We start from the raw sequence: 21,930 nt of genomic DNA, 5'->3' as shown, positions 1-21,930 counted from the left end.
TTTAATACCCCGGCCATTGCTCTACGGGCATATTCGTCAGCTCAGGGCGCTCCTCGAGCATGCGAGCAACATCGATGCTGGGATGTTCCTTGAGCGCCGTCACGACACACTGGTTGACGTATTTGCGGCGTGACAGCCACTTGATCTTCTTGCCCTTTGCCTCCGCCTTGCAGGCGACGACCGCCTGTTTGAGCGCGACCTTTTCCGCCTTGGTGAGGGTGGCGGCGGGGACGGCCGTGCCGGCAAGCATCGTGGCGATGAGGCATGTCGACGGAACCATCATGAAACGAGGCATCGGCTATTCCTTGTTCTCGCGTTGGCGCAGATAATCATCCGTCGTCCGTGGTGGCGCGCGTTCCGGAACGTCCTGGATCGGATCGAACTGCTGTTCGCTCATGACGATGACGCGGCAGTCGGCGCACATGCGCAAGGCCTCGGCCCGCCTGTCGCCGGCGGGGTACATCCAATGGCGTCCCTCGAGCTTGGTCGCGATCCGGTCGATCGTGCTCTTGACGCCGAAGGGCGTGCCGCAACGAACACACAGGGCGGGTTCTTCTTCCTTGATCACTTGCGCCGGCGCGCGCCTTGCCCGGAAGTCGATCTGTGGGGTGAGCGTGATGACCTTCTCAGGACAGGTGCTCTGGCACAGTCCGCACTGCACACAGGCGTCTTCCACGAATTTGAGGACGGGACGGTCGGGATCGGCACGAAGCGCGCCGGTTGGGCAGGCCGACACACAGGACAGGCACAGCGTGCAACCGCCGGTGTCGACGGTGATCGCACCGATCGGCGCGCCCTGAGGCAAGGCAATCACATCAACCTGGTTGGGGGCGAGGCGGTGCAGTTCACTCAAGCCGAAGCGAAGCAGGTCGCCGCGCTTACCGACGGTCCGGAAAGTGGCCGATGTCACGAGGCCGGCAAGGTCTCCAATCCCCGTCAGTTGCTCAGTCAGAGCGTCGGGATCGTCGGTTTCGATCGTGGTCACGCGGCGTCCGTCAAATCCGAGCCCGGCTAGAATGGTCTCGGCCATTCCGATCGTCTGCAATAATCCGGTCACGCTGTGTCGTGGCTTGGCGCGCAGCAGGAACCGGACGGCAGCTGCGCCATAGGCGAATGCGCCGATGATGGCCTCGAGGCCGACCTGCGTCAGCTCGTTGACGGCGAGGGGAATCACATTGGCCGGCAATCCGTCGCCATGACGGGCGAGCGCATCGATCAGGGGCGTGCCGTGCTGGCTGTCATGCAGCAATAGCACCGGCTGCGTGCCGCCGGCCTCGCGGTAGGCGAGCAACATGGCGCGAAGGATCTGCAACTGGATGTCGGCGGGCGGCAGGGCGTAGGATGCAGCGCCTGTGGGGCAGGCGGACGCGCATTGCCCGCAACCCGCGCAGATCTCTGCGTTGACAGCGACATGGTCGCCGTCCGGCGTGATCGCGCCGGTCGGGCATAAATCCAGGCAGCGATGGCATCCGGTCAGCTTCGAGCGCGAATGCGCGCAGAGGCTGGGCGTGAAGTCGACGTATCTCGGCTTGTCGAAGCTTCCGACGAGATCGCGCGCGGCAAGCACCGCACGCAGCACGGCCGCGGGATCTTTCGGATCCGCGCGGAGATAGCCGTCCCGCAGGTCGTGCGCGGGGAACAGCGGCGCCCCGCCGGAGAGGTCGAGCACGAGATCGCAGCGTGAGGTCGCTCTGTTGCGCGGGACTTCGAACACGAAACGGTCGCGCGAAGATGGGTGCGGCTGAGCGTAGTCGTCGATCGTGAGCTCGAAAGCGCCAAAATGTCCCCGCGCGTTGCGGATCGTGCCCTTCACGATCGGGAATACTGCCGTGCCAGGCGGCGTGACGTCTGCCGGCTGCTTGAGCATGACCGTGACATCGAGGTGATCCGCGAGCAGCCGCCCGGCTTCGATCGCGGCCTCGTCGCGCCCATAGATCAGGATGATGCCGTCGCTCGTCAAAGTGACCAACGGATAGTCCGGCGCGGGAATCTCAGCCGCCGCGAGCAGCGCGGCCATCTTCGGGCCCGCATTCGCGCCGTCGCGCGACCAGCCGGCCGTCTCGCGGATGTTGACGAAGCTGATGCCGCCAGGGCGTTCGCCGCTCTCGTCGGTGAACTGCGCGGCCTGCTGCGTACAGGCGACCGTCAGCGGGCCGTCCGCCTTTGCGGCATTGCGGAAATGATCGAGTTCTGCGCCGCAGAGATGGCGATGGCTCCTGATCTCGCAATTGGGGCATCCACGCCGGATAGCGGCCACGTCAAGGCGCATCGTGTCTTCACACGAGCAGATCAGGACGGTCTTCGCTGGCTGCTCCAGGTGATCCCTCCGCCAGTGCGGCGCCGTCTTACGGACTCGCGCCGTTCCTGCACCTCGTATAGATTTTCACTATCGGGAAGAAAAGGAAAGTGGAGGACGGCCCTGCGGTCGACCCCAACCAGCCACGTTTCCCTGGCGGAACCGATCCATCTGCCGCCGCCATTCACGCTCGTCCGGTTGCGTGAGAGCGGAGACGCCTTTGCCCACGCTTGCCGCATTGCACCCAAAAGCGGCGCTGGGACGCTGGTGTGCGTCGGCCGGTTCGATCTTGCGGAATTCGCCGTGGTGCTCGAGCCGGGCGAACCCTTGAGCACCGCGCGACGCGCCTTCTACGCGGGCATGGTCGCGCTCACTGACGCTCTTCGCGCCTATGCGCCGCCGAACAAGACGGTCGCGATCGGCTGGCCCGACGCCGTCGAGATTGACGGGGGGCTGGTCGGCGGCGGGCGGATGGGATGGCCGTCGTCCGCGCGCGAGGATGAGCCGCCCGCCTGGCTCGTGTTTGGCGCGATGATCCGGACGGTCGCAATGGCCGACCAGGGGCCGGGCGTTCATCCGCTCGCGTCCGCGCTGGATGAGGAGGGGTTTGGCGAAGCGGGCGCCGTAGAGGTGACCGAGAGCTTCGCGCGGCATTTGATGCGCGTGATCGATAGCTGGCAGGTCGATGGCTTTGACGGCGTCGCGCGCGACTATCTCAGTCGCATGGCCCGCGAGCGGAAAACCGTCCTGCGGATCGATGATTGCGGCGATCTCCTCGCACGCCGCATCAACACTGACCGGACCGAGCGGAGCGAACTGGTCAAGGCGCTCGCCACGCCGTCCTGGCTCGATCCGAAGCTCGGAGGACCGCGGCTGTGAAACTGCTGCGCACCATCGCGCTCGATCCCTCCGACACTTTTGTGTTCGACGCGCCGGCCGAACCTGGCGAATGGGCCGTCTCCGGCGCGTTCCGCTTCTGCGACCAGGATCCGACGGCCATGAGCGGCAAGGCGCGTGCGGCCTTCCGCAGCGGCTTCCTCGGGGTGCAATCCTGGGGGTGGTCGACACTGGTGCAGATTGTGCCGGCAACCGACGACGATCGCAGGGCGTTGATCGAACTCCTCGCCGGGCAACTCATCGATCGTTTCGGCGCGCCGGATCTGGCAACCGCACGGACGGCTGCGGAAGAGGAGGTCGCCTTTGCGCAGTCGCTCTGCACGCATCCGATCAGTTCGCTCATCGCGGTTCACCGTTCGGTGAGCGATGGCGAAGTCCGGGAGTCGTTCCGCAGGCTGCAACTGCGGGCAGGGCAGGGACACAGCAAGGCGTTCTCGTTCATGGAAGTCGAGGATGATGTCGAGCCCGACAGCAATCTGAGGCTCGCCGATATGAACCAGGAGCCGCGGCACCGATGAATGATTTCTGGATCGCGTGCGGCCATCATCTGCTCGATCGTGACGAGAGCGGCGGGCTTTGCGTCACCGAGGAGTTCCTGAAAGCCTATTTCGTCCGTCCCGAGCTGATTCCACCGGACGAAGCATGCCCGGTCGAGCGGCGGCTGCACCGCGAGCTGCTCGCCGCTCCCCGCCGGCCGGTCAGCGCGGACGAGATCGCTGCGATTGTCGATGCGGATGCGAGGGAGAACTGGCGGCTCGTGCTTGCCTATCGCGATCTGCTGGTGCGGCATCCGACGCTGGAGGCCGCCTATCTTGCAACCGTCCGGTCGGGGGCGAACGATGTGCCGCCGCTGTTCGTCAATCAGCTCGTGCACGTGATCCTGCGCAATGCGCTCGATGGCTGCGATGATCCGTTCGTGCTGCGCGCAGCCGAGCTGTTCTTCCGCCCGCAGCGTATCCTGCCGCAAGAACGGGCCCTGCTGCTCGGCGATGAAGAGGTCGTCGGTGGGCAGAGCCCGACCCCGGTGCTCTCGCTGATGTCGATGCTGGGGGCAGTGACCGATGCCGAGCTGGACGTCTTGAGCGAGGACAATGCCGACGATTATTGGCCTAGAAGTGACCATTTTGACATGGCGTTCGACCTCACCGCAGGCGGCCGCGGGCCGAGCGCGCTGGCGCAGGCGATGGCGCGCTGGATCTCCCATCTGCTCGGGATCGACGTCAGCATCGAGCCGCTGCGCGAGCTGCGTGATGCGCACCTCACCTGGTATGTGGGGCTCGACACTGATGCGACCAGGCTCGGCGACCGTCTCTGGCACGGCGAGCGGCTCGACGATCGCAGCGCCGCACGCGTGCTCTCATTGTTCTGCCTGAGGTTTGCAGACACGAACGCGGCTGCAGCCGAGATGCAGGGTGAGCCGGTCTATCTCATTCTGTCGATGAGCTCCGATCACAAGCTCCGGATGAAGCCGCAGAACCTGCTGACGGGGTTGCCGATCAAACACCTGGAGATGGTGACATGAGCCCGGCCGCGCTGCCGCTTGTGCGCATCCCCGTCGGCATCGTGGTCGAGCGGCACAGGGCGGACTCGCCGTGGACCGACTTTGTCTGGCGTGCCGTCGCCGTGCTGCCGGACGAGCTGGACACAAAGCCCTGGACGGTGCTGCGCGAAGAGGACGGGACGACGTTGTTCTACGCCGGCAGCGCCATGGTCGATCTCTACAGTTCCGAGACGGCGCGCTATCGCGACAATCTCGCCTCGGGAAGTCCGAGCATCTGGACCGTATTGTCGCCGGCAGAAGGCGCCTGGCCCTATTCGGTGGCTGCCGCCACCGCCGATCCTGCCGAAGGCGAGGCGTTCACGGAAGCCGGTGCGAATCTTGTCGAGGCGGTTCCCATGCCGGAGATGCTGCGCGAGCAGATTGAAAGCTTCGTTGCCGAGCACCACGTCGAACGCGAGTTCTTCAAACGCAAGCGGCGGCAGGCCGATCCGGAGGCGCTCGCGCGCCGGCAGCATGAAGGCGGACACGAATGAGTGAGGACAAGTTGGGCGAGGACAAGTTTTTGGCACGCTGGTCCCGTCGCAAGCAGGAGGCAAGGGCGAACGCCACGCAACCGGCCCCGGCAACGCACGACGACATGCAAACAGCACCACCGCCCGCCGCGAAGGACGACGAAGCGGAATTCGACATCTCGAGCCTGCCTTCGATCGACTCGATCACATCAGCGACCGACATCAAGGCATTCCTCCGCAAAGGGATTCCGCAGGATCTGACGCGTGCGGCGCTTCGTCGCGCCTGGATCGCCGACCCCGCCATTCGCGACTTCGTCGGGCTTGCCGAAAACGCCTGGGACTTCAACGATCCGACCGCGATGCCGGGCTTTGGTCCACTGGATTGCTCCGAACAAGAGCTGGCTGCGTTCGTGGACAAGATCGTCGGCGGCCTCAGCAAATCAGCTGAGGCGCTGTCCGAGCCTCCGGTTGAAGTCACGGATTCTCCGCGGGAATTGCGCCAGGCCGGGACGTCGGACGCTGAGGTCGTCGCCGAAGAAGCCGCGACCACTGAACCGGCACCTGCTCCTGCTGCAACGCAACCAATTGTCGCTGAGAGCTCTGAAAGCGAACGGATGTTGGTTCGGCGCCACACGCATGGCGGCGCGCTGCCCCGCTAAACCCCCGACGAAAGGCTATAGCCTCAGACTATGGGGCAATTGACCCCCCGCGGAACCGGGACTACGCTTCGCCTAGCGCTTTGTAACAAAAGAAAAATCAAGCACCTCGGACTCTGATGGGAGGTCCACGTGCGTGATGATGGCCTTGAGCGAGCCATTGACGCCGCCGGCGGCGTTGCAGAGCTTGCGCGCAAAATCGGCATCAGCCAGCCGTCCGTTTCGAACTGGAGCAAGGTGCCAGCGCAACGGGTGATTGCCGTCGAAGCGGCCACCGGCGTATCGCGCAATGACTTGCGGCCTGATCTGTACAGCGAGCCGCTTTTGTCCAAAGAGGCGATTGATCTGGTCGATGCGGCACGTGCGCAGCAATATCTGTTGCTCGCGACGCTGTTATCCGCGGCACCGTCACGAAGACTACTCGATCAACTCTCAGCGTTGACCGGTGATGCGACGCCGCTCGGGCGCGCGCATGCTGAGCTGGCTGCAGCCGCCGCCAACGCGGTCGCAGCGAAGGTCGAACGCGAATATTTCGATCTGTTCATCGGCCTCGGCCGCGGCGAGCTCTTGCCCTATGCCTCCTACTACCTGACCGGCTTTCTCAACGAGCGGCCGTTGTCGCGCCTGCGCGCCGACCTCGCTGCGTCCGGGATCGCGTGCGTCGCGAATAATTCGGAGCCAGAAGATCACGCGGCCATTCTGTGCGAGATCATGGCAGGTTTCGCGGCAGGCCGCTTCGCGGCGTCGTTCGAGGCGCAGCGCGCCTTCTTCGAAAAACACGTCGCGCCCTGGATGGGGCGGCTGTTCGCCGACATCGAGAGCGCGGAGAGCGCCATTTTCTATCGTGCGGTTGGCGCACTGGGGCGCGCCTTCATCGAGATCGAGACGGAAGCATTCACATTCGCCAACTGACCTGCAACTGCAGGTCCAGGAGAGATGCGATGAGTGAAGACAGCAAAACCACAGTTGGGCGCCGCGCCTTTCTGCGCAAGGTCGGCATCGGCACGGTGGGCGCCGGCGCGACACTCGCGACACCGCTGGTCGGGTCCGCGCAGGCCGACAGCGAAACCAACGATGAGAAGCGCAAGGCGCGCTACAAGGAAACCGATCACGTCAAGGCCTTTTACCGCGTCAATCGTTATCCGGCTAAGGGGGGCTGACCATGCTGATCAAGCGAGCACACCAGCAGTCCCTGCGCCACGGTTCCGTTGCCGAGTCCCTCGCGGGGCAGGCTGGCGGTCTCGACCGCCGCAGCTTCTTGCGCAAATCCGGTCTTGCCGGCGGCGCGCTCGCCGCGCTCGGCACCCTGCCGGTCGGCAGCGTGCGCAAGGCGGAAGCGGCGATGGCCGGTCCGCTCACCGCAGGCGCGGCCGTCCGCAAGAGCATCTGCACGCATTGCTCGGTCGGATGCACGGTGACGGCCGAGGTCTTGAACGGGGTATGGATCGGCCAGGAGCCAAGCTGGGATTCGCCGATCAATCGCGGCTCGCATTGCGCCAAGGGCGCGTCCGTGCGCGAGCTCGTGCACAGCGAGCGGCGGCTGCGCTATCCGATGAAGCTGGTGGGCGGGCAGTGGACCCGCGTCTCCTGGGATACCGCGATCAACGAGATCGGCGACAAACTTCAAGCTGTACGTGAGAAGTCGGGTCCCGATTCCGTCTATTGGCTCGGCTCGGCCAAGATGACCAATGAAGGCGCCTACCTGTTCCGCAAGCTCGGCGCGTTCTGGGGAACCAACAACACCGATCACCAGGCCCGCATCTGCCATTCGACCACCGTCACCGGCGTCGCCAATACCTGGGGCTACGGCGCGATGACCAACAGCTACAATGATATCCGCAATGCGAAGACACAGGTCATCCTGGGCGGCAATCCGGCGGAGGCGCATCCTGTCTCACTGCAGCATCTGCTCGAGGGCAAGGAGCTGCAAAAGGCCAACTTTGTCGTCATCGACCCACGCCTGACGCGCACGGCCGCGCACGCGACCGAATATGTGCGGATGCGGCCGGGCACCGACATCCCGGTGCTCTACGGCATGATGTGGCACATCCTCCAGAACGGCTGGGAGGACAAGGAGTTCATCCGGCAACGCGTCTACGGGTTCGACGACCTCAAGAAGGAGGTCGATAAATGGCCTCCGGACGAAGTCGAGCGCGTCACCGGCATTCCCGGCGAGCAGCTCAAGCGCGTTGCCAAGATGTTTGCCACCGAGAAGCCGGCGACGCTGATCTGGGCCATGGGCCAGACCCAGAAGACCGTCGGTACCGCCAACGTGCGGGCGAGCTGCATCGCGCTTTTGATGACCGGCAATGTCGGCAAGGCCGGCGCGGGCGCCAACATCTTCCGTGGCCACGACAACGTGCAGGGCGCGACGGATGTCGGGCTCGATATCGTCACGCTGCCGTTCTACTACGGCCTCGCCGAAGGTGCCTGGAAGCATTGGTCGCGTGTTTGGGAGGTCGACTATGACTTCCTGAAATCGCGCTTCGACTCCAAGCAGATCATGGAAACCCCCGGCATTCCGCTGACCCGCTGGTTCGAAGCGGTGACGTTGCCGAAGGATCAGGTCGCGCAGAAAGACAATGTGAAGGCGGTGTTCGTGCAGGGACACGCCTCCAACAGCATTACCCGAATCCCTGAGTCCCTCAATGGGTTGAAGGCGCTCGAACTGCTCGTCATCGCCGACCCGCATCCGACCACCTGGGCCTCGCTCTCCGTCGAGGCGGGGCGCAAGGATGGCGTCTACATTCTGCCGGTCGCCACGCAATTCGAGTGCAAGGGATCGCGCGTTGCCTCCAACCGCTCGCTGCAATGGGGCGAGCAGATCGTGAAGCCGATCTTCGAGTCGAAGGATGATCTCGAGATCATCTATCTGATGGCGAAGAAGTTTGGCTTCGCCGACCAAATGTTCAAGAAAATCAAGGTCGAGAACAATCTTCCTGAAGCAGAGGATGTGCTACGCGAGATGAATCGCGGAAGTTGGTCGACCGGCTATTGCGGACAATCGCCCGAGCGCCTCAAGGCGCACATGAAGAACCAGGCGAAGTTCGACATGCTGACGATGCGGGCGCCGAAGGACGATCCCGAGGTCGGCGGCGACTATTACGGTCTGCCCTGGCCATGCTGGGGATCACCGGAGGTCAAGCATCCCGGCACGCCCTTGCTCTACAATACCAATCTGCACGTGATGGATGGCGGCGGCACGTTCCGGCCGCGGTTCGGCCTCGAGCGCGAGGAGAAGCTGCCGGACGGCACGACGCGGAAGGTGAGCCTGCTCGCGGATGGCTCGTACTCCCTGGGGTCGGCAATCCAGGACGGCTATCCGGAATTTACGCTGGCGAGCCTGAAGAAGCTCGGCTGGGACACCGAGCTCACCGAAGCGGAAATGGCCGTGATCAACAAGGTCAATCCAGCCAATCCGGACACAGTGTCGTGGTCGCTCGACCTGTCGGGCGGCATCCAGCGCGTCGCGCTGGCGCATGGCTGCGTACCCTACGGCAACGGCAAGGCGCGCATGAATGCCTTCGGCTTGCCGGATCCGATCCCGGTCCACCGCGAGCCGATCTACACACCGCGCGTCGACCTCGTCGCCAAATACCCGACGCTGCCCGACGCCAAGCAGTTCCGGATGCCCAATATCGGCTTCTCCGTGCAGAAAGCTGCGGTGGACAAGGGAATTGCAAAACAATTCCCGCTGATCCTGTCGTCCGGTCGTCTGGTCGAATACGAAGGTGGCGGCGAGGAGACGCGCACCAACCCGTGGCTCGCCGAACTGCAGCAGGACATGTTCATCGAGATCAATCCCGCCGATGCAGCCGAGCGCGGCGTCAAGGACGGCGGCTGGGTCTGGGTCACGGGCGCCGAGAACAATTCCAGGGCAAGAATGAAGGCGCTCGTCACCGAGCGGGTCGGCAAGGGCGTTGCCTGGATGCCCTTCCATTTCGGTGGCTGGCTTGCTGGCAAGGATCTTCGCGGCAACTACCCGAAGGGCACCGACCCGATCGTGCTCGGCGAAAGCGCGAACACGATCACCACCTACGGATACGATCCCGCGACGGGCATGCAGGAGCCCAAGGTCACTCTCTGCCAGATCGCGGCGGCATAAGGAGCAACGACGATGGCACGTATGAAGTTTCTCTGCGACGCCGACCGTTGCATCGAGTGCAACGCCTGCGTCACGGCCTGCAAGAACGAGCACGAGGTCCCCTGGGGCATCAACCGGCGCCGGGTCGTCACCATCGCCGACGGCAAGCCGGGCGAACGTTCGGTCTCGATGGCCTGCATGCACTGCACGGATGCGCCATGCGCGGCAGTGTGTCCGGTGAACTGCTTCTATACCACTGCCGACGGCGTGGTTCTGCACTCCAAGGATCTCTGTATCGGCTGTGGCTACTGCTTCTACGCCTGTCCGTTTGGCGCGCCGCAATATCCGAAGGTCGGCAATTTCGGCTCGCGCGGCAAGATGGACAAATGTACCTATTGCGCCGGCGGCCCCGAGGCCGATGGCAGCAAGGAGGAATACGAGAAATACGGTGCGAACCGCCTCGCCGAAGGCAAGCTGCCGCTGTGTGCCGAGATGTGCTCGACCAAGTCGCTGCTCGCCGGCGACGGCGAGATCATCGCCCAGATATATAAGGAGCGCGTGCTGAAGCGCGGCTACGGTTCAGGCGCGTGGGGCTGGAAGACCGCCTATCGCGAGACGATCGAGTCCTGAAGCAGGCCGCGGGCGACGCGGCACAAATGCCGAGGAGGAGTTCATGTCCTCATTTGCAAGGTTCATTCGTCCAGCCATCGGCGCGTGGGCGTTGCTTCTGTTGATCATGGCAGTTCCGACACCGTCGCTGGCCCAGCAGGTCAATCCGACGGCGAGCTCGGTCAACGAGCGCCAGTTGCTTCAGGAGATGGACCGGATCCAGGGACGCGTCAGCATTCCCGACCAGCGCTCCAGCGTGCTGGTGCAACCGGCTGGCCGGGAGTGGCGTGAATTCCGCAACGTCGCGCTACGGTGGATAGGCGGCGTTGCAATGCTCGGCATGCTGGCGGTGCTCGTGATCTTCTATTTGACGCGCGGCATGGTCCGCCTCGAAAGCGGACGATCCGGCCGCACCATCGTGCGATTCAACACCTTTGAGCGTTTCGTGCATTGGATGACTGCGACCTGCTTCGTCATCCTGGCGATCTCGGGACTGAACATCACGTTCGGACGGCCGCTGCTGCTGCCGCTGATTGGATTCGATGCCTTCTCCGAATGGTCGCAATGGGCGAAATTCGCCCACAACTATTTGAGCTTTCCCTTCACGATTGGCGTCGTGCTGATCTTTCTGATGTGGATCGGCGGCAATATCCCGAACAAGGTGGATCTGGAGTGGATCAAGCGTGGCGGTGGCCTGATCGGTCACGATCATCCGCCGGCCCGCCGCTTCAACGCCGGTCAAAAGGGCATCTACTGGATCGTTGTGATTGGCGGTGGCATCGTCGCTGCGACCGGGTATCAGCTCATGTTCCCGTTCTACCTGACGGGAATCGAGGGCATGCAGATTGCCCAGGTCGTTCACTCGATCGTGGCCGTGCTGTTCATCGCCGCGATGCTCGCTCACATCTACATCGGTACGATCGGGATGGAGGGAGCCTTCGAGGCGATGGGATCAGGTGAGGTGGATGTCAATTGGGCGCGTGAGCACCACAGCCTGTGGCTCGACCAGCAATCGGCACGGAGCGGCCCGAACGATTCTCAGCCGCGGCCCCGCCATGCCGCATCCGCAGCCGAATAGGGCAGCGAATAGAGCAGGCGGCGCATTGCCTACAGACGCACGCCCGTCGTCGCAAAAGCTTCGGCGACGGGTTGCTGTACGCTGTCGAGCACGACAACTCCAGCCGCAGCAATCACGATCGTCGCAACGCAGGCAAGGATGAAGGCCTTCATCGCTGTCCTCCAACAAGTGAGTCACGGATTACTATATAGGATGTCCGGTCGCGAAAAACGACCCATCTCCATCTGTCACTCTTGTCGGGCCGGTCGAATTCGCGAAGTGAGGGGCCCGGCTGGCCTTGCGAGCTACTTTCCCGCTCCCGTAGTCAAGCCGCTGACAATGTAGCGCTCGAGGAAAATGCCGATTAGGACGAGCGGGGCGATCGCCGCCGTCGACAGCGCCGCCATCGACCACCAGTTGATGCCTTGCGAGCCGGTCTGGCTCGCCACCATCACGGGTAGCGTCTTGGCGTCCGTGCTGGTCAATAGCGCCGCGAAGAAATACTCGTTCCAGCACAGCACAAGCGAGAGAATGAATGCCGCCATCATTCCGGGGAGCGCGAGCGGCAGGATGATGCGAAGAAACGCGCCCCAGGTCGACAAGCCGTCCACAAAAGCGGCTTCATCAAGCTCGATCGGAATTGCGTTGAATTGGTCGCGCATGATCCAGATGACGATTGGCAGCACCGTCAGTGTGTAGAGCAGGATCAGGCCAAACGTCGTATCGAGCAGAGACAGCGCCTTGTACAGCACAAGGAACGGCAACGCGAGCACGACCGGCGGCAGGATAAGTTGGGACATAAAGAAGAACAGGATGTCGTCGTTGCGCATCCAGGCGAATTTGTAGCGGAAGCGGCTCAGGCCATAGGCCGCCAGCGATCCGAGGAGGAGCGCGAGCAGCGATGCACCGACCGAGGTGATGACGCTGTTGACGAAGCGGTTCACGAATTCGGAGCGTGCCGTCGAGGTGCCGAATAGCGTGTCCGGCGACAAGCCGAGCGAGCGCCATCCTTTCCAGTCTGGCTGAAAATCGACCCAGGGAATCAGGTGGGCCTGCGTCACGTCGACTGCCGATTTGAATGAGGTCGTGACGGTCCAGTAGATCGGGAACAGGCAGATGAACGTCCAGAACAGGAGTGCAGCGTAGATCAGCATGCGGCCCAGCATCCGCTTGGCGCGCGGTGCTACAGGATGCCTTCGGACGGGCTTGGATGCTACGGTCGTCACAGCCAATCGAGCAACTCCCTTTGCGATACCCTACATGACCCTTTGCGTCCAGCGCTTGGCCAGCCGTAACAACAGCGTTAGCAGCACGATGATCAACAGCAGATAGGCCATAGCGAGCGCCGTGCCGTATCCGACATTCGAGCGGTCGCGGTAGACGCGGTAGATGAAGCTCGACACTGTGTCGGTTGCTCCTCCCGGGCCTCCCGCGGTGACGTTGATCACGATGTCGGCGAGCTTCAGCTTGAAGATGATGCGGATGATCAGGACGGTGATGCTGACCGGCAGCATGATCGGGAAGGTGACGTGCCAGAATGATTGCCAGCCATTCGCGCCGTCGACCTTGGCCGCCTCCTGCACCTCCTTCGGCATCGCCTGGAGGCCTGCGAGAAGGATGATCATGATGAAGGGGATCGAGACCCATGCGTCCATCGCCTGGATACTGAAGCGTGCCATCCACGGTGAGGCGAAGAAGGCCGGGTTTTCCCATCCGAGATAGCGCGCCAGCGTCGCCGCAGGTCCGAAGCGATACTCCAAAAGCGACTTGCCGATCATCCAGCTCACCGCGACAGGGCTGAGCATCATCGGCAGCAGGAAGACCACACGAAAGAATCTTCGTCCACGGATATCGGCACTGAGCAGCAAAGCAAGCCCAAACGCAATCGCATATTCGCCGAGCACTGCGACCGTGTAGAAGATCATGTTGCCCAGCGCGTTCCAGTAGTAGGTGTCGCTCAGCATTCCCCTAAGATTATCGAAACCGCTGAAGCGCGGGCCGTCGATTGATGACAGATTCCAGTCCAGTGACGCGATGTAGAGTCCGAAAATCGTAGGAAATATTACGACCGCGACCGTGAAGAACACGGCCGGCAGCAGAAACAGCGCGCGCTGACCACGCTCGCCTCTGATGATGATTTGCCCGACCCCAAACGCGATAGCCCACAGCACGTAGGCGATCATGATCGGACGCCAATCCGAAAAGCCTGCCGCGATTGTACCGGTTGCGTGCAGTCCCTGCAGGAGGATCACGAGCAGGAGACCGAGCGAAGCGAACGCGACCAGCGCCCGACCTGCGTTCTTCCGGCTGACGCTAGCCCGCCGGGGGGCGGGCGCGAAGCGATCATTGCTCAAGTCGACCGAACTCTGCATCGCAATCCGACTCTGCGATCTTGCTAGAGGAGCTGGCGCCTGAAGCGGCGCCAGCTGGGGTTGGGAAGGGTCTCGCAGTCAAAAGAAGCTACGTGCCGAGAGACGCCTTGTAGAGCCCGATCTGCCGTTCGCGGCCGATCTGGTCGGTCAGCTTCTCCCAGGCGGCGGCGATGTTGTTCGCGCCGGTCTGGGCATCGACCCTGCCGGCGAAGATCTTCGTCAGCTCGTCTTCGGCGATGCTGTAATACTGGAAGATGCCGGGGATGCGCGGCTCCACTGCGCGGTTCGGATGATTGTAGGAGCCGAGCTGCGAGTTCAGATAGGAAGTGATGTATTTGCGGTCGTAGCCCGCGGCCACCCACTCGTCGAACTGGAAGTGGCTGGTGCGGTGGGCCTGGAAGCCCGAGGGATACATCACCATCCACAGCGACAGATCCTTGCCGCCGAGATGCGCGGCCGCGCTCCATGCCGCCTTGTGCTTCTTCTCGTCGCCATTGACCCGCGCCATGACGTAAACGCCCCAGCCGAGATAGGCGCAGTTCGGCGCATGGTTCGGCCCGCTCGCGAGCTTGTCCCACTTTCCCGTCTTCGAGTTATACACGTCGTCCGACCCAGGCAGGATGTCGAAGCCGACGACGTCGCCGACCACGGAAGTGTCGCTCGCCTTCGCCACCTGGCCGATGTCGCCCCACCAGGGGATCATCGAGCCGATGCCCGCCAGAAATTGTTGGAAGCCGGTGGTGTTCGGATCGGCATTGAGCTGATCGGCAGGTTCGAACGGCAGCGCGTCGATCACGTCCTGGATGGCGCGCACCCAGGCTGGATTGTTGATGCGCGGCTTCATCGTGTCGATGTCGAACAGCCAGGCCTTGTCATCAGGATGCTTGGCGTAGGCGGAGGCGCGGCTCGTCAGGAAATAGAAGCCGAAACCGCCCCAGGGCTTAGGCGCGTCGAGATAGCCGAACGCGTTCTGGTTCTTGATCTTCTTGCCCTTGAGGAATTTGGTCACCGCCTGCACCTGCTGCCAGGTTTTCGGCACGCCCCATTCGCTGGTGTTGCCGGCGTCCTTCCAGGCCTTGGCGAGCGTTGGGTCGGAGAACACGTCCGTGCGGTAGTTGAAGTTGTGGCAGTCGCCGTCGATGGTGACGCGATAGGTCTTGCCGTTCCAGGTTCCGACCGGCGGCTTCAGGTAGTCGACATAGTCGTCAATATCGATCTGGTTCTTGACCCAGTCCGGCATCTCCGAGGCCAGCCCCTTGCCGCAGACGTCGCCTTCGAACGGCGCACCCATCTCCAGGATGTCGAAGTCGACCGTTCCGGTCGCGATCGCCTGCTGCAAGCGCGGATTGTAGTCGGCCTGGGCGAGATCGATCCAGGAAATCTTCGCGCCCGTATAGGCCTCCCATGGCTTCAGGAAGCCGCGGAACAGGAGATTGTGCAGGTTCTGATTGTTCAGTCCCATGAAGGAGAGCTCGACGCCCTTGAATTCGCCTTCCTTGATGCTCGCTTTGGTCGGGCCGAGGCAGAGCTCGCCGACTTTCTGCCAGTCGGCGTCGGTCGGCGCACCTTTGCCGACACCGGGAATTTGCGTGATCTGGGCGCGCAGATTGGCTTGGGCCAAGGCAAGCTCGGAGAACGTGCCGAGCGCGCCCGTCGTGCCCAACGCGGCCGCGCTGGCTGCGCCTTTCAACACCGTGCGTCGGCTCGGCTGCATTTCGGAACGCCGATCATGATCTTGGTGTTTCACCGCGATACCCTCCCTTGTTGACTTTCTTGATCTGAAGTCTGACTCACCGGAGCGCATCGAGGCGTGGACTTCGGTGTCGTCGTGATGGGTGACAGAGGCCGCGTCGAGTATGCAACGGCACGAATCAAAGTCAACGAATGGACGCGGAGTCGAGTCCGTGCGTGGCGTCAATGACGAGCGACGAGCGGACTCGTCGCGATGCCGCGCTGCAAGATGAATGCGTCCGCGAGATGATGTTGCCATCGCCGATGCTGAACGAGAGGTTCCGCGAGCGCGACATCGTGTCGATGTCACATTATGCCGGGGGGCAGCCGTCGCCGTGGCCGCTGGGCGGGCTCAGCTTGAGGTGTTCACCTCAAGCCGCATCGGGCGGGATGACGCCCTTCTTGAAAATGAAGCAGCCGTAGAAGCGCCGTTCGCCGGTCTGGATCACGCAATAGGACTTCTTGGCGAGTTCATAAAAGGCAAACCGCTCGACCGATCCCATGGGAAACGAGCGTCCTTCCGCTGCATCGATTGTGGCCTGGACCTCTTGCTGCACCGGCGGGATTTCGTCGGGCTGGCCGACGATCTCCATGCGAGAGGCCGGCTTTTCGACAAAGCTGTCGAGCGGCAGCACCGAGAGGATCGCGCGCGCGGCGCGGCCGGCGGAGACGTTGTCGATGCGCAACAGCCGCCCCAGTACGGTCTGGCGGGCAACGGCGTCAGCGGGAAAATTGGTGTCGCAGAGCACGAGATTGTCTCCGTGCCCCATGGACCGCAGGGCGTAGAGTACATCCGCATTGAGAAGCGGGTCGATCGATTTCAGCATGCAGCGGCTCCCTTGACGCGATCAGGCTTCTTGGATTGATTGGACTATCCGACGTGGCGACGCCGTCGTCCATACCAACGTCAACAATTGTAGTCATCCATGTATCTCGGCATCGACCTCGGCACCTCGGCGGTCAAGACCGTTCTCGTCGACGAGGCCCAGCGCGTGATTGCAAGCGAGAGCCGGCCGCTGACGACGGCCTCGCCGCTGCCGGGCTATTCCGAGCAGGATCCGGCGCAGTGGATCAATGCGACCTTTGCCACGCTGGATGCCCTGAGGGTGACGCATGCCGGCGAGCTGGCTGCGGTCGAAGGCATCGGACTGTCCGGCCAGATGCATGGCGCCACGCTGCTTGACGCCAGCGCAAAGCCGTTGCGGCCTTGCATCCTCTGGAACGACGGACGGTCCGCCACCGAGTGTCGTATTCTGGAACAACGTTGGCCCGCCTTGCGTGCGACGTCGGGCAACAAGGCGATGCCCGGATTCACGGCGCCGAAGCTGCTCTGGATCGCGACGCACGAGCCCGAGATTTTTGCGGCCACGAAACTCATCCTGCTTCCGAAGGCCTATTTGCGCCTGGTCCTGACCGGCGAAGCGATCGAGGACGTCTCGGACGCATCGGGATCGCTGTGGCTCGACGCCGCGCGCCGGGACTGGTCGGATGCAGCGCTGGCTGCGACCGGCCTGTCGCGCGATCACATGCCGAGTCTGGTCGAGGGTTGCGCGCCCGCAGCAACACTGCGCAGCGAACTTGCGCAGCGCTGGGGCATGGCGAGGCGGCCGATGATCGCGGGCGGTGCCGGTGACAATCCAGCGGGCGCCATCGGCATCGGCGCGATCAGGCCGGGCACCGCGTTCATTTCGCTGGGAACATCAGGCGCTTTGCTGGCGCCGACCAGCAGGATTGCCGCCAATCCGGATCGCGCGGTGCACACGTTCTGCCATGCCATCCCCGCAATGTGGATTCAGGCCGGTGCGATCCTCTCGGCGGCATCCTGTCTCGCCTGGATCGCGCGCCTGTTCGGCGTCGCCGAGGCCGAGCTGCTGGCGCCACTCGGGTCGCGCCCGCAGGCGCCGTCTCCTGTGAGCTTCCTGCCGTATCTCGCGGGCGAGCGGACGCCGCACGACGATCCCGTCGTGCGCGGCATGCTCGATGGTTTGAGCCACGGCACCGATCGTGGGACGATCGTCCAGGCCGTGCTCGAGGGCGTCGCTTTCGCACTTGCGGACTGCCGGGACGTGCTCGCGGATGTCGGAATCGCGGTCACTGAAGCCGATGTCATCGGCGGCGGTTCACGGTCCCGGTTCTGGCTGTCGGTGCTGGCGAATGTTCTGAATGTTCCGATCCATCGCTTTGCCGAAGGCGAAACCGGCGCGGCGTTCGGTGCGGCGAGATTGGGGCGGCTTGCTGTCACGGGCGAGGCAATCGACGCCGTCTGCACCCCACCGCGACGCGTCGAGACGTTCGAACCTGAACGCGTGCTCGTCGATGCCTATGCCGAGCGGCTTCCTGCCTGGCGCGAGCTGTACCGGCCGCGCCAGTAGCGTCGACCTGGCGTTGCACATACTTCGGTATGCCGTCTTCGGTATTGCCCTGTGCCGCGGCGTTTTGTTTAATGCGCGAACCGCGCTGGCAAAAAATCGAGACGCGGGTGGGAAACGCATTGTGCATCGGGAGGCACGATGAACGATCCGATCCTCGAGATGCGCGGGGTCTCAAAGTCCTTCTTCGGCATCAAGGCGCTGCGAGCCGTCGATCTCACGGTCTATGCCGGCGAAATCCATGCGCTGATGGGCGAGAACGGCGCCGGCAAATCGACGCTGATGAAGATATTGTCGGGCGCCTATCGCCCTGATCCCGGCGGCGAGATCCGCATCGAGGGCAGGCCGGCGCGGATCGAAGGCCCGCTGGGCGGCCGTGCCGCGGGCATCTCCATCATCTATCAGGAGCTATCCTTAGCCCCCAATCTCAGTGTTGCGGAGAATATTTATCTCGGCCGCGAGATCTCGCATTCGGGGTTGCTGGCGCGCGGCGCCATGCGCGAGGGCGTCGGCCCGATCCTGGAACGGCTGGGCGCGGATTTCCTGCCATCGACGTTGGTGGCGCATCTGTCGATGGGCCAGCGCCAGCTCGTCGAGATCGCGCGTGCACTGCACGCGCGGTCAAAGATACTGATCATGGACGAGCCGACCACTGCGCTGTCGGCCGGCGAGAGCGATCGGCTGTTCGCGCTGGTCCGCCAGCTGCGCGCAGAGGGGCTCGCCATCATCTACATCTCACATCGTATGGACGAGGTCTACGCGCTGGGCGACCGCGTCACCGTTCTGCGCGACGGCCGTCTGGTCGGCTCGCTCGACAAGCCCGAGATCCGCGCCGATACCATCGTGCGGCTGATGGTGGGACGCGACGTCTCCTCTTTCTACAAGAAGGACCATGACCCGGAGGCGGGGCGGGGACATCCCGTGCTCGCAGCAATCGACATGGCCGACGGCCAGCGCGTCAAGGGTTGCTCCCTCACCGTGCACGCGGGCGAGGTGGTCGGCCTCGCCGGCCTGATCGGCGCGGGCCGCACCGAGCTTGCACATCTCATCATCGGCGCCTCGCCCAAAACCTCCGGCCGGCTCGAGCTGGAGGGACGCCCGATCGAGATTCGCACGCCCGGCGAGGCGCTCGATGCCGGGATCGCCTATCTGACCGAAGACCGAAAGGCGCTCGGCCTGTTCCTGGACATGTCGTGCCTGGACAACATCAATCTCGCGGTGCTCGGCCGCGATGCCAAGCTCGGCTATGTCCTCGATCGCGACAAGGCGCGCGACCGCGCCAGCAAGGCGTTTGCTGCGCTGGGCATCCGCGCCGCCAATGCCAGTGTCAACGTTGGCGCGCTCTCCGGGGGCAACCAGCAGAAGGTGCTGCTCTCGCGCTTGCTTGCGACGGCGCCCAAGGTGCTGATCCTCGACGAGCCGACCCGCGGCGTCGACGTCGGGGCCAAGTCCGAGATCTATTCGATCATCGACAATCTTGCCAAGTCGGGCACTGCGACCCTCGTCATCTCGTCGGATCTGCCGGAGATCATCGGCATCTGCGACCGCGTCATCGTCATGCGTGCCGGGCACATTGCCGGTGAGATCAGGCGGGAGGCGGCATCGCCCTTGAACCAGGAAGATATCATGGCGCTGGCGACCGGCATGGAGCAGCTCGATGCATGACAGTTCCTCGCAGGCAAAGGCAAACTCGGGCACGGCGGCCGGCACCGCGGCTGCGCAGGAGACCAAGCGTCAGCGTTTGCGGCTCCTGATCCGCGCCGCCGGCATGCTGCCGGTGCTATTGGTCCTGTGCATCGGCTTTCATTTCCTGTCCGACGGCCGTTTCTTCACCGGACAAAATCTCGGAATCGTGTTGCAACAGGCCGCCGTCAACACCGTGCTTGCCGCTGGCATGACCTTCGTCATCCTGACCGGCGGCATCGATCTGTCGGTCGGTTCCATCCTCGCGGTCTCTGCGATGGCCGGGTTGACCATCTCGAAACTGCCCGACCTTGGTGCCCTCTGGCTCCCGGTCGCGGTGTTGACCGGCCTCGGCTTCGGCGTCGTCAATGGCGCGCTGATCGCGCTGTTGCGTCTGCCGCCTTTCATCGTGACGCTGGGCTCGCTGACCGCCGTGCGCGGGCTGGCGCGGCTGCTCGGCGCCGACACCACTGTGTTCAATCCTTCCATTCCCTACGCCTTCATCGGCAACGGCTCGCTCACGCTCATTCCCGGTGTGATCTCGATTCCCTGGCTGTCGGTCATTGCGCTGCTCGTCATCCTCGTTTCGTGGCTGGTGCTGCGCCGTACGGTGCTCGGCGTGCACATCTACGCGGTCGGTGGCAATGAGAGCGCGGCGCGGCTCGCCGGCATCAAGGTTTGGGCTGTGCTGATCTTCGTCTACGGCGTGTCGGGATTGTTTGCCGGGCTCGGCGGCGCCATGCAGGCGGCGCGGCTTTACGCGGCCAACGGTCTTCAGCTCGGCCAGTCCTACGAGCTCGACGCCATCACCGCAGTGATCCTCGGCGGCACCTCCTTCGTCGGCGGTATCGGCTCGATCTGGGGCACGCTGGTCGGCGCGCTGATCATTGCTGTTCTCTCGAACGGCCTGATTCTGATCGGCGTCTCCGACATCTGGCAATATGTGATCAAGGGTCTGGTGATTATCGGCGCCGTGGCGCTGGATCGCTACCGGCTGCAAGGCTCCGCCAGAACCTAAAAGGCTCGGCGCGCACTTGAGCGCGCAGCGCCCGATGCGAAGTTCCGCTGCGGCAACTGGTCTGCCGTGTCGGGGATCAAGATAGACCAGGGAGGAAGGCAATGTTGAAGACGATCACGCTCGCCGGCGCTGCGATGGCGCTTGCGCTCGGCACCGCGCCGTCATCCGCCAAGGAGCTCAAGGCGATCGGCGTCTCACTCGGCTCGATGGGCAACCCGTTCTTCGTCGCGCTGTCGAAGGGTGCCGAGTTCGAAGCCAAGAAGACCAATCCGAATGTGAAGATCACCGCCGTCGGATTCGAATATGATCTCGGCAAGCAGGTGACACAGATCGACAACTTCATCGCCGCCGGCGTCGACCTGATCCTGTTGAACCCTGGTGATCCCAAGGCGATCGGCCCCGCGATCAAGAAGGCGCAGGCCGCGGGCATCATCGTCGTCGCGGTGGACACGGCAGCCGAGGGCGCCGACGCTACCGTGACCACGAACAACGTCCAGGCCGGCGAGATCTCCTGCCAGTACATCGTTGATAAGTTGGGCGGCAAAGGCGATGTCATCATCGAGAACGGGCCGCAGGTTTCCGCCGTGATCGACCGCGTCACCGGCTGCAAGAACGTGTTCGGCAAGAATCCCGGCATCAAGGTCCTGTCCAGCGATCAGGACGGCAAGGGCTCGCGCGAGGGCGGCCTCACCGTTGCGCAGGGCTATCTGACGCGCTTCCCCAAGATCGACGCCATCTTCGCCATCAACGACCCACAGGCGATCGGTACCGATCTCGCGGCGCGTCAGCAAGGGCGCAGCGGCATCGTCATCACGGCGGTCGACGGCGCTCCCGATATCGAGGCCGCGCTGAAGGATCCGCAGTCGCCGCAGGTCCAGGCCTCTGCCTCGCAGGATCCGTTCTTCATGGCGCGGCGCGCCGTGCAGGTCGGCGTCGGCATTCTCAACGGGCAGAAGCCGGCTTCGACCGTGGAATTGTTGCCTTCGAAGCTCGTGACCCGGGACAATGTCGCCGAGTATAAAGGGTGGACTTCGGACCGTTCGCAGTAGCCCGCTCCTGTCTTTTCGCTGAAGGCCGTCCCTAGCAGGGAGCGCTGGATCACGAGGTGACGGGCGACGTTTTGAGCGACGCCCGTAGTGCTAAGC

21 protein-coding genes are annotated in these 21,930 nt (G+C 63.6%); 14 read left to right on the top strand and 7 right to left on the bottom strand.

Going from position 1 to position 21,930, the window contains the following annotated elements; genetic code table 11:
- Position 1: 1 nt before the first annotated feature.
- On the bottom strand, positions 2 to 295 hold the full coding sequence (locus AXW67_RS04425) for a hypothetical protein (protein ID WP_245315411.1): 294 nt from the start codon (positions 293 to 295) through the stop codon (positions 2 to 4).
- A 3-nt stretch (positions 296 to 298) separates the two neighbouring features.
- Positions 299 to 2,269, bottom strand: coding sequence for a 4Fe-4S binding protein (locus tag AXW67_RS04420; RefSeq protein WP_063676853.1), 1,971 nt, complete (start codon positions 2,267 to 2,269; stop codon positions 299 to 301).
- 63 nt (positions 2,270 to 2,332) lie between these two features.
- On the opposite strand from AXW67_RS04420, the gene AXW67_RS04415 reads away from it, so the two are divergent.
- From AXW67_RS04415 to AXW67_RS04370, 10 genes are all read left to right on the top strand, one after another.
- Complete coding sequence (locus AXW67_RS04415) at positions 2,333 to 3,175, top strand: biotin/lipoate--protein ligase family protein (protein WP_082907754.1); 843 nt, start codon at positions 2,333 to 2,335, stop codon at positions 3,173 to 3,175.
- Entirely contained in the window at positions 3,172 to 3,711 is a 540-nt protein-coding gene (locus AXW67_RS04410; protein ID WP_063676852.1) for a DUF6505 family protein, read from the top strand. Before AXW67_RS04415 ends, AXW67_RS04410 begins: the two co-directional genes overlap by 4 nt.
- On the top strand, positions 3,708 to 4,715 hold the full coding sequence (locus AXW67_RS04405) for a DUF6352 family protein (protein ID WP_063676851.1): 1,008 nt from the start codon (positions 3,708 to 3,710) through the stop codon (positions 4,713 to 4,715). The genes AXW67_RS04410 and AXW67_RS04405 overlap by 4 nt, the downstream gene beginning before the upstream one ends.
- Entirely contained in the window at positions 4,712 to 5,227 is a 516-nt protein-coding gene (locus AXW67_RS04400; protein WP_027557009.1) for a DUF3305 domain-containing protein, read from the top strand. Before AXW67_RS04405 ends, AXW67_RS04400 begins: the two co-directional genes overlap by 4 nt.
- Before the next feature lie 11 nt (positions 5,228 to 5,238).
- The gene (locus AXW67_RS04395) at positions 5,239 to 5,865 is read left to right on the top strand and encodes a DUF3306 domain-containing protein (RefSeq protein ID WP_063676968.1); all 627 of its coding nucleotides are present in this window, start codon (positions 5,239 to 5,241) and stop codon (positions 5,863 to 5,865) included.
- Positions 5,866 to 5,994: 129 nt separating this feature from the next.
- The gene (locus AXW67_RS04390) at positions 5,995 to 6,774 is read left to right on the top strand and encodes a Cro/CI family transcriptional regulator (RefSeq protein ID WP_063676850.1); all 780 of its coding nucleotides are present in this window, start codon (positions 5,995 to 5,997) and stop codon (positions 6,772 to 6,774) included.
- Positions 6,775 to 6,803: 29 nt separating this feature from the next.
- On the top strand, positions 6,804 to 7,022 hold the full coding sequence (locus AXW67_RS04385) for a twin-arginine translocation signal domain-containing protein (RefSeq protein WP_027557006.1): 219 nt from the start codon (positions 6,804 to 6,806) through the stop codon (positions 7,020 to 7,022).
- A gap of 2 nt (positions 7,023 to 7,024) precedes the next feature.
- Positions 7,025 to 9,967, top strand: a complete 2,943-nt coding sequence (locus AXW67_RS04380) for a formate dehydrogenase subunit alpha (RefSeq protein WP_063676849.1) — start codon at positions 7,025 to 7,027, stop codon at positions 9,965 to 9,967.
- 12 nt (positions 9,968 to 9,979) lie between these two features.
- Entirely contained in the window at positions 9,980 to 10,576 is a 597-nt protein-coding gene (gene fdh3B / locus AXW67_RS04375) for a formate dehydrogenase FDH3 subunit beta (protein ID WP_011088224.1), read from the top strand.
- A gap of 43 nt (positions 10,577 to 10,619) precedes the next feature.
- A complete protein-coding gene (locus AXW67_RS04370) occupies positions 10,620 to 11,633 on the top strand; it encodes a formate dehydrogenase subunit gamma (protein WP_027557004.1) in 1,014 nt (337 codons plus the stop codon).
- 29 nt (positions 11,634 to 11,662) lie between these two features.
- Here AXW67_RS04370 and AXW67_RS44740 read toward each other — a convergent pair whose 3' ends face one another.
- The 5 genes from AXW67_RS44740 to AXW67_RS04350 form a co-directional block, all read right to left on the bottom strand.
- Positions 11,663 to 11,785 carry a hypothetical protein gene (locus AXW67_RS44740; protein ID WP_256380050.1) on the bottom strand — a complete coding sequence of 41 codons (123 nt, stop codon included), beginning with the start codon at positions 11,783 to 11,785 and terminating at the stop codon, positions 11,663 to 11,665.
- Positions 11,786 to 11,917: 132 nt separating this feature from the next.
- The gene (locus AXW67_RS04365) at positions 11,918 to 12,778 is read right to left on the bottom strand and encodes a carbohydrate ABC transporter permease (RefSeq protein WP_063676848.1); all 861 of its coding nucleotides are present in this window, start codon (positions 12,776 to 12,778) and stop codon (positions 11,918 to 11,920) included.
- Between the two features lie 90 nt (positions 12,779 to 12,868).
- On the bottom strand, positions 12,869 to 13,984 hold the full coding sequence (locus AXW67_RS04360) for a carbohydrate ABC transporter permease (RefSeq protein ID WP_063676847.1): 1,116 nt from the start codon (positions 13,982 to 13,984) through the stop codon (positions 12,869 to 12,871).
- Between the two features lie 88 nt (positions 13,985 to 14,072).
- Entirely contained in the window at positions 14,073 to 15,698 is a 1,626-nt protein-coding gene (locus tag AXW67_RS04355; RefSeq protein WP_063676846.1) for a substrate-binding domain-containing protein, read from the bottom strand.
- Positions 15,699 to 16,086: 388 nt separating this feature from the next.
- Positions 16,087 to 16,542 (bottom strand): RbsD/FucU family protein, encoded by a 456-nt coding sequence (locus AXW67_RS04350; RefSeq protein ID WP_063676845.1) that lies wholly within the window; start codon positions 16,540 to 16,542, stop codon positions 16,087 to 16,089.
- 99 nt (positions 16,543 to 16,641) lie between these two features.
- Between AXW67_RS04350 and xylB the strand changes: the two genes are divergently transcribed.
- From xylB to AXW67_RS04330, 4 genes are all read left to right on the top strand, one after another.
- Entirely contained in the window at positions 16,642 to 18,087 is a 1,446-nt protein-coding gene (gene xylB / locus AXW67_RS04345; protein WP_063676844.1) for a xylulokinase, read from the top strand.
- 138 nt (positions 18,088 to 18,225) lie between these two features.
- Positions 18,226 to 19,749 carry a sugar ABC transporter ATP-binding protein gene (locus tag AXW67_RS04340; RefSeq protein ID WP_063676843.1) on the top strand — a complete coding sequence of 508 codons (1,524 nt, stop codon included), beginning with the start codon at positions 18,226 to 18,228 and terminating at the stop codon, positions 19,747 to 19,749.
- A complete protein-coding gene (locus tag AXW67_RS04335; RefSeq protein WP_063676842.1) occupies positions 19,742 to 20,785 on the top strand; it encodes an ABC transporter permease subunit in 1,044 nt (347 codons plus the stop codon). The genes AXW67_RS04340 and AXW67_RS04335 overlap by 8 nt, the downstream gene beginning before the upstream one ends.
- A 101-nt stretch (positions 20,786 to 20,886) precedes the next feature.
- Positions 20,887 to 21,834, top strand: a complete 948-nt coding sequence (locus tag AXW67_RS04330; RefSeq protein ID WP_063676841.1) for an ABC transporter substrate-binding protein — start codon at positions 20,887 to 20,889, stop codon at positions 21,832 to 21,834.
- Positions 21,835 to 21,930: the final 96 nt, after the last annotated feature.

It is taken from the genome of Bradyrhizobium neotropicale, from assembly GCF_001641695.1.
Taxonomy (GTDB): Bacteria; Pseudomonadota; Alphaproteobacteria; order Rhizobiales; family Xanthobacteraceae; genus Bradyrhizobium; species Bradyrhizobium neotropicale.
This window is presented reverse-complemented; position numbering and strand designations above follow the sequence as displayed.

Coding starts and splice junctions, on each gene's coding strand:
- AXW67_RS04360 (WP_063676847.1), bottom strand. CDS start 13,984: ATGCAGAGTTCGGTCGACTTGAGCAATGATCGCTTCGCGCCCGCCCCC.
- fdh3B (WP_011088224.1), top strand. CDS start 9,980: ATGGCACGTATGAAGTTTCTCTGCGACGCCGACCGTTGCATCGAGTGC.
- AXW67_RS04400 (WP_027557009.1), top strand. CDS start 4,712: ATGAGCCCGGCCGCGCTGCCGCTTGTGCGCATCCCCGTCGGCATCGTG.
- AXW67_RS04355 (WP_063676846.1), bottom strand. CDS start 15,698: ATGCAGCCGAGCCGACGCACGGTGTTGAAAGGCGCAGCCAGCGCGGCC.
- AXW67_RS04365 (WP_063676848.1), bottom strand. CDS start 12,778: ATGCTGGGCCGCATGCTGATCTACGCTGCACTCCTGTTCTGGACGTTC.
- AXW67_RS04405 (WP_063676851.1), top strand. CDS start 3,708: ATGAATGATTTCTGGATCGCGTGCGGCCATCATCTGCTCGATCGTGAC.
- AXW67_RS04370 (WP_027557004.1), top strand. CDS start 10,620: ATGTCCTCATTTGCAAGGTTCATTCGTCCAGCCATCGGCGCGTGGGCG.
- AXW67_RS04340 (WP_063676843.1), top strand. CDS start 18,226: ATGAACGATCCGATCCTCGAGATGCGCGGGGTCTCAAAGTCCTTCTTC.
- AXW67_RS04335 (WP_063676842.1), top strand. CDS start 19,742: ATGCATGACAGTTCCTCGCAGGCAAAGGCAAACTCGGGCACGGCGGCC.
- AXW67_RS04420 (WP_063676853.1), bottom strand. CDS start 2,269: ATGCGCCTTGACGTGGCCGCTATCCGGCGTGGATGCCCCAATTGCGAG.
- AXW67_RS04380 (WP_063676849.1), top strand. CDS start 7,025: ATGCTGATCAAGCGAGCACACCAGCAGTCCCTGCGCCACGGTTCCGTT.
- AXW67_RS04425 (WP_245315411.1), bottom strand. CDS start 295: ATGCCTCGTTTCATGATGGTTCCGTCGACATGCCTCATCGCCACGATG.
- AXW67_RS04350 (WP_063676845.1), bottom strand. CDS start 16,542: ATGCTGAAATCGATCGACCCGCTTCTCAATGCGGATGTACTCTACGCC.
- AXW67_RS04385 (WP_027557006.1), top strand. CDS start 6,804: ATGAGTGAAGACAGCAAAACCACAGTTGGGCGCCGCGCCTTTCTGCGC.
- AXW67_RS04330 (WP_063676841.1), top strand. CDS start 20,887: ATGTTGAAGACGATCACGCTCGCCGGCGCTGCGATGGCGCTTGCGCTC.
- AXW67_RS44740 (WP_256380050.1), bottom strand. CDS start 11,785: ATGAAGGCCTTCATCCTTGCCTGCGTTGCGACGATCGTGATTGCTGCG.
- xylB (WP_063676844.1), top strand. CDS start 16,642: ATGTATCTCGGCATCGACCTCGGCACCTCGGCGGTCAAGACCGTTCTC.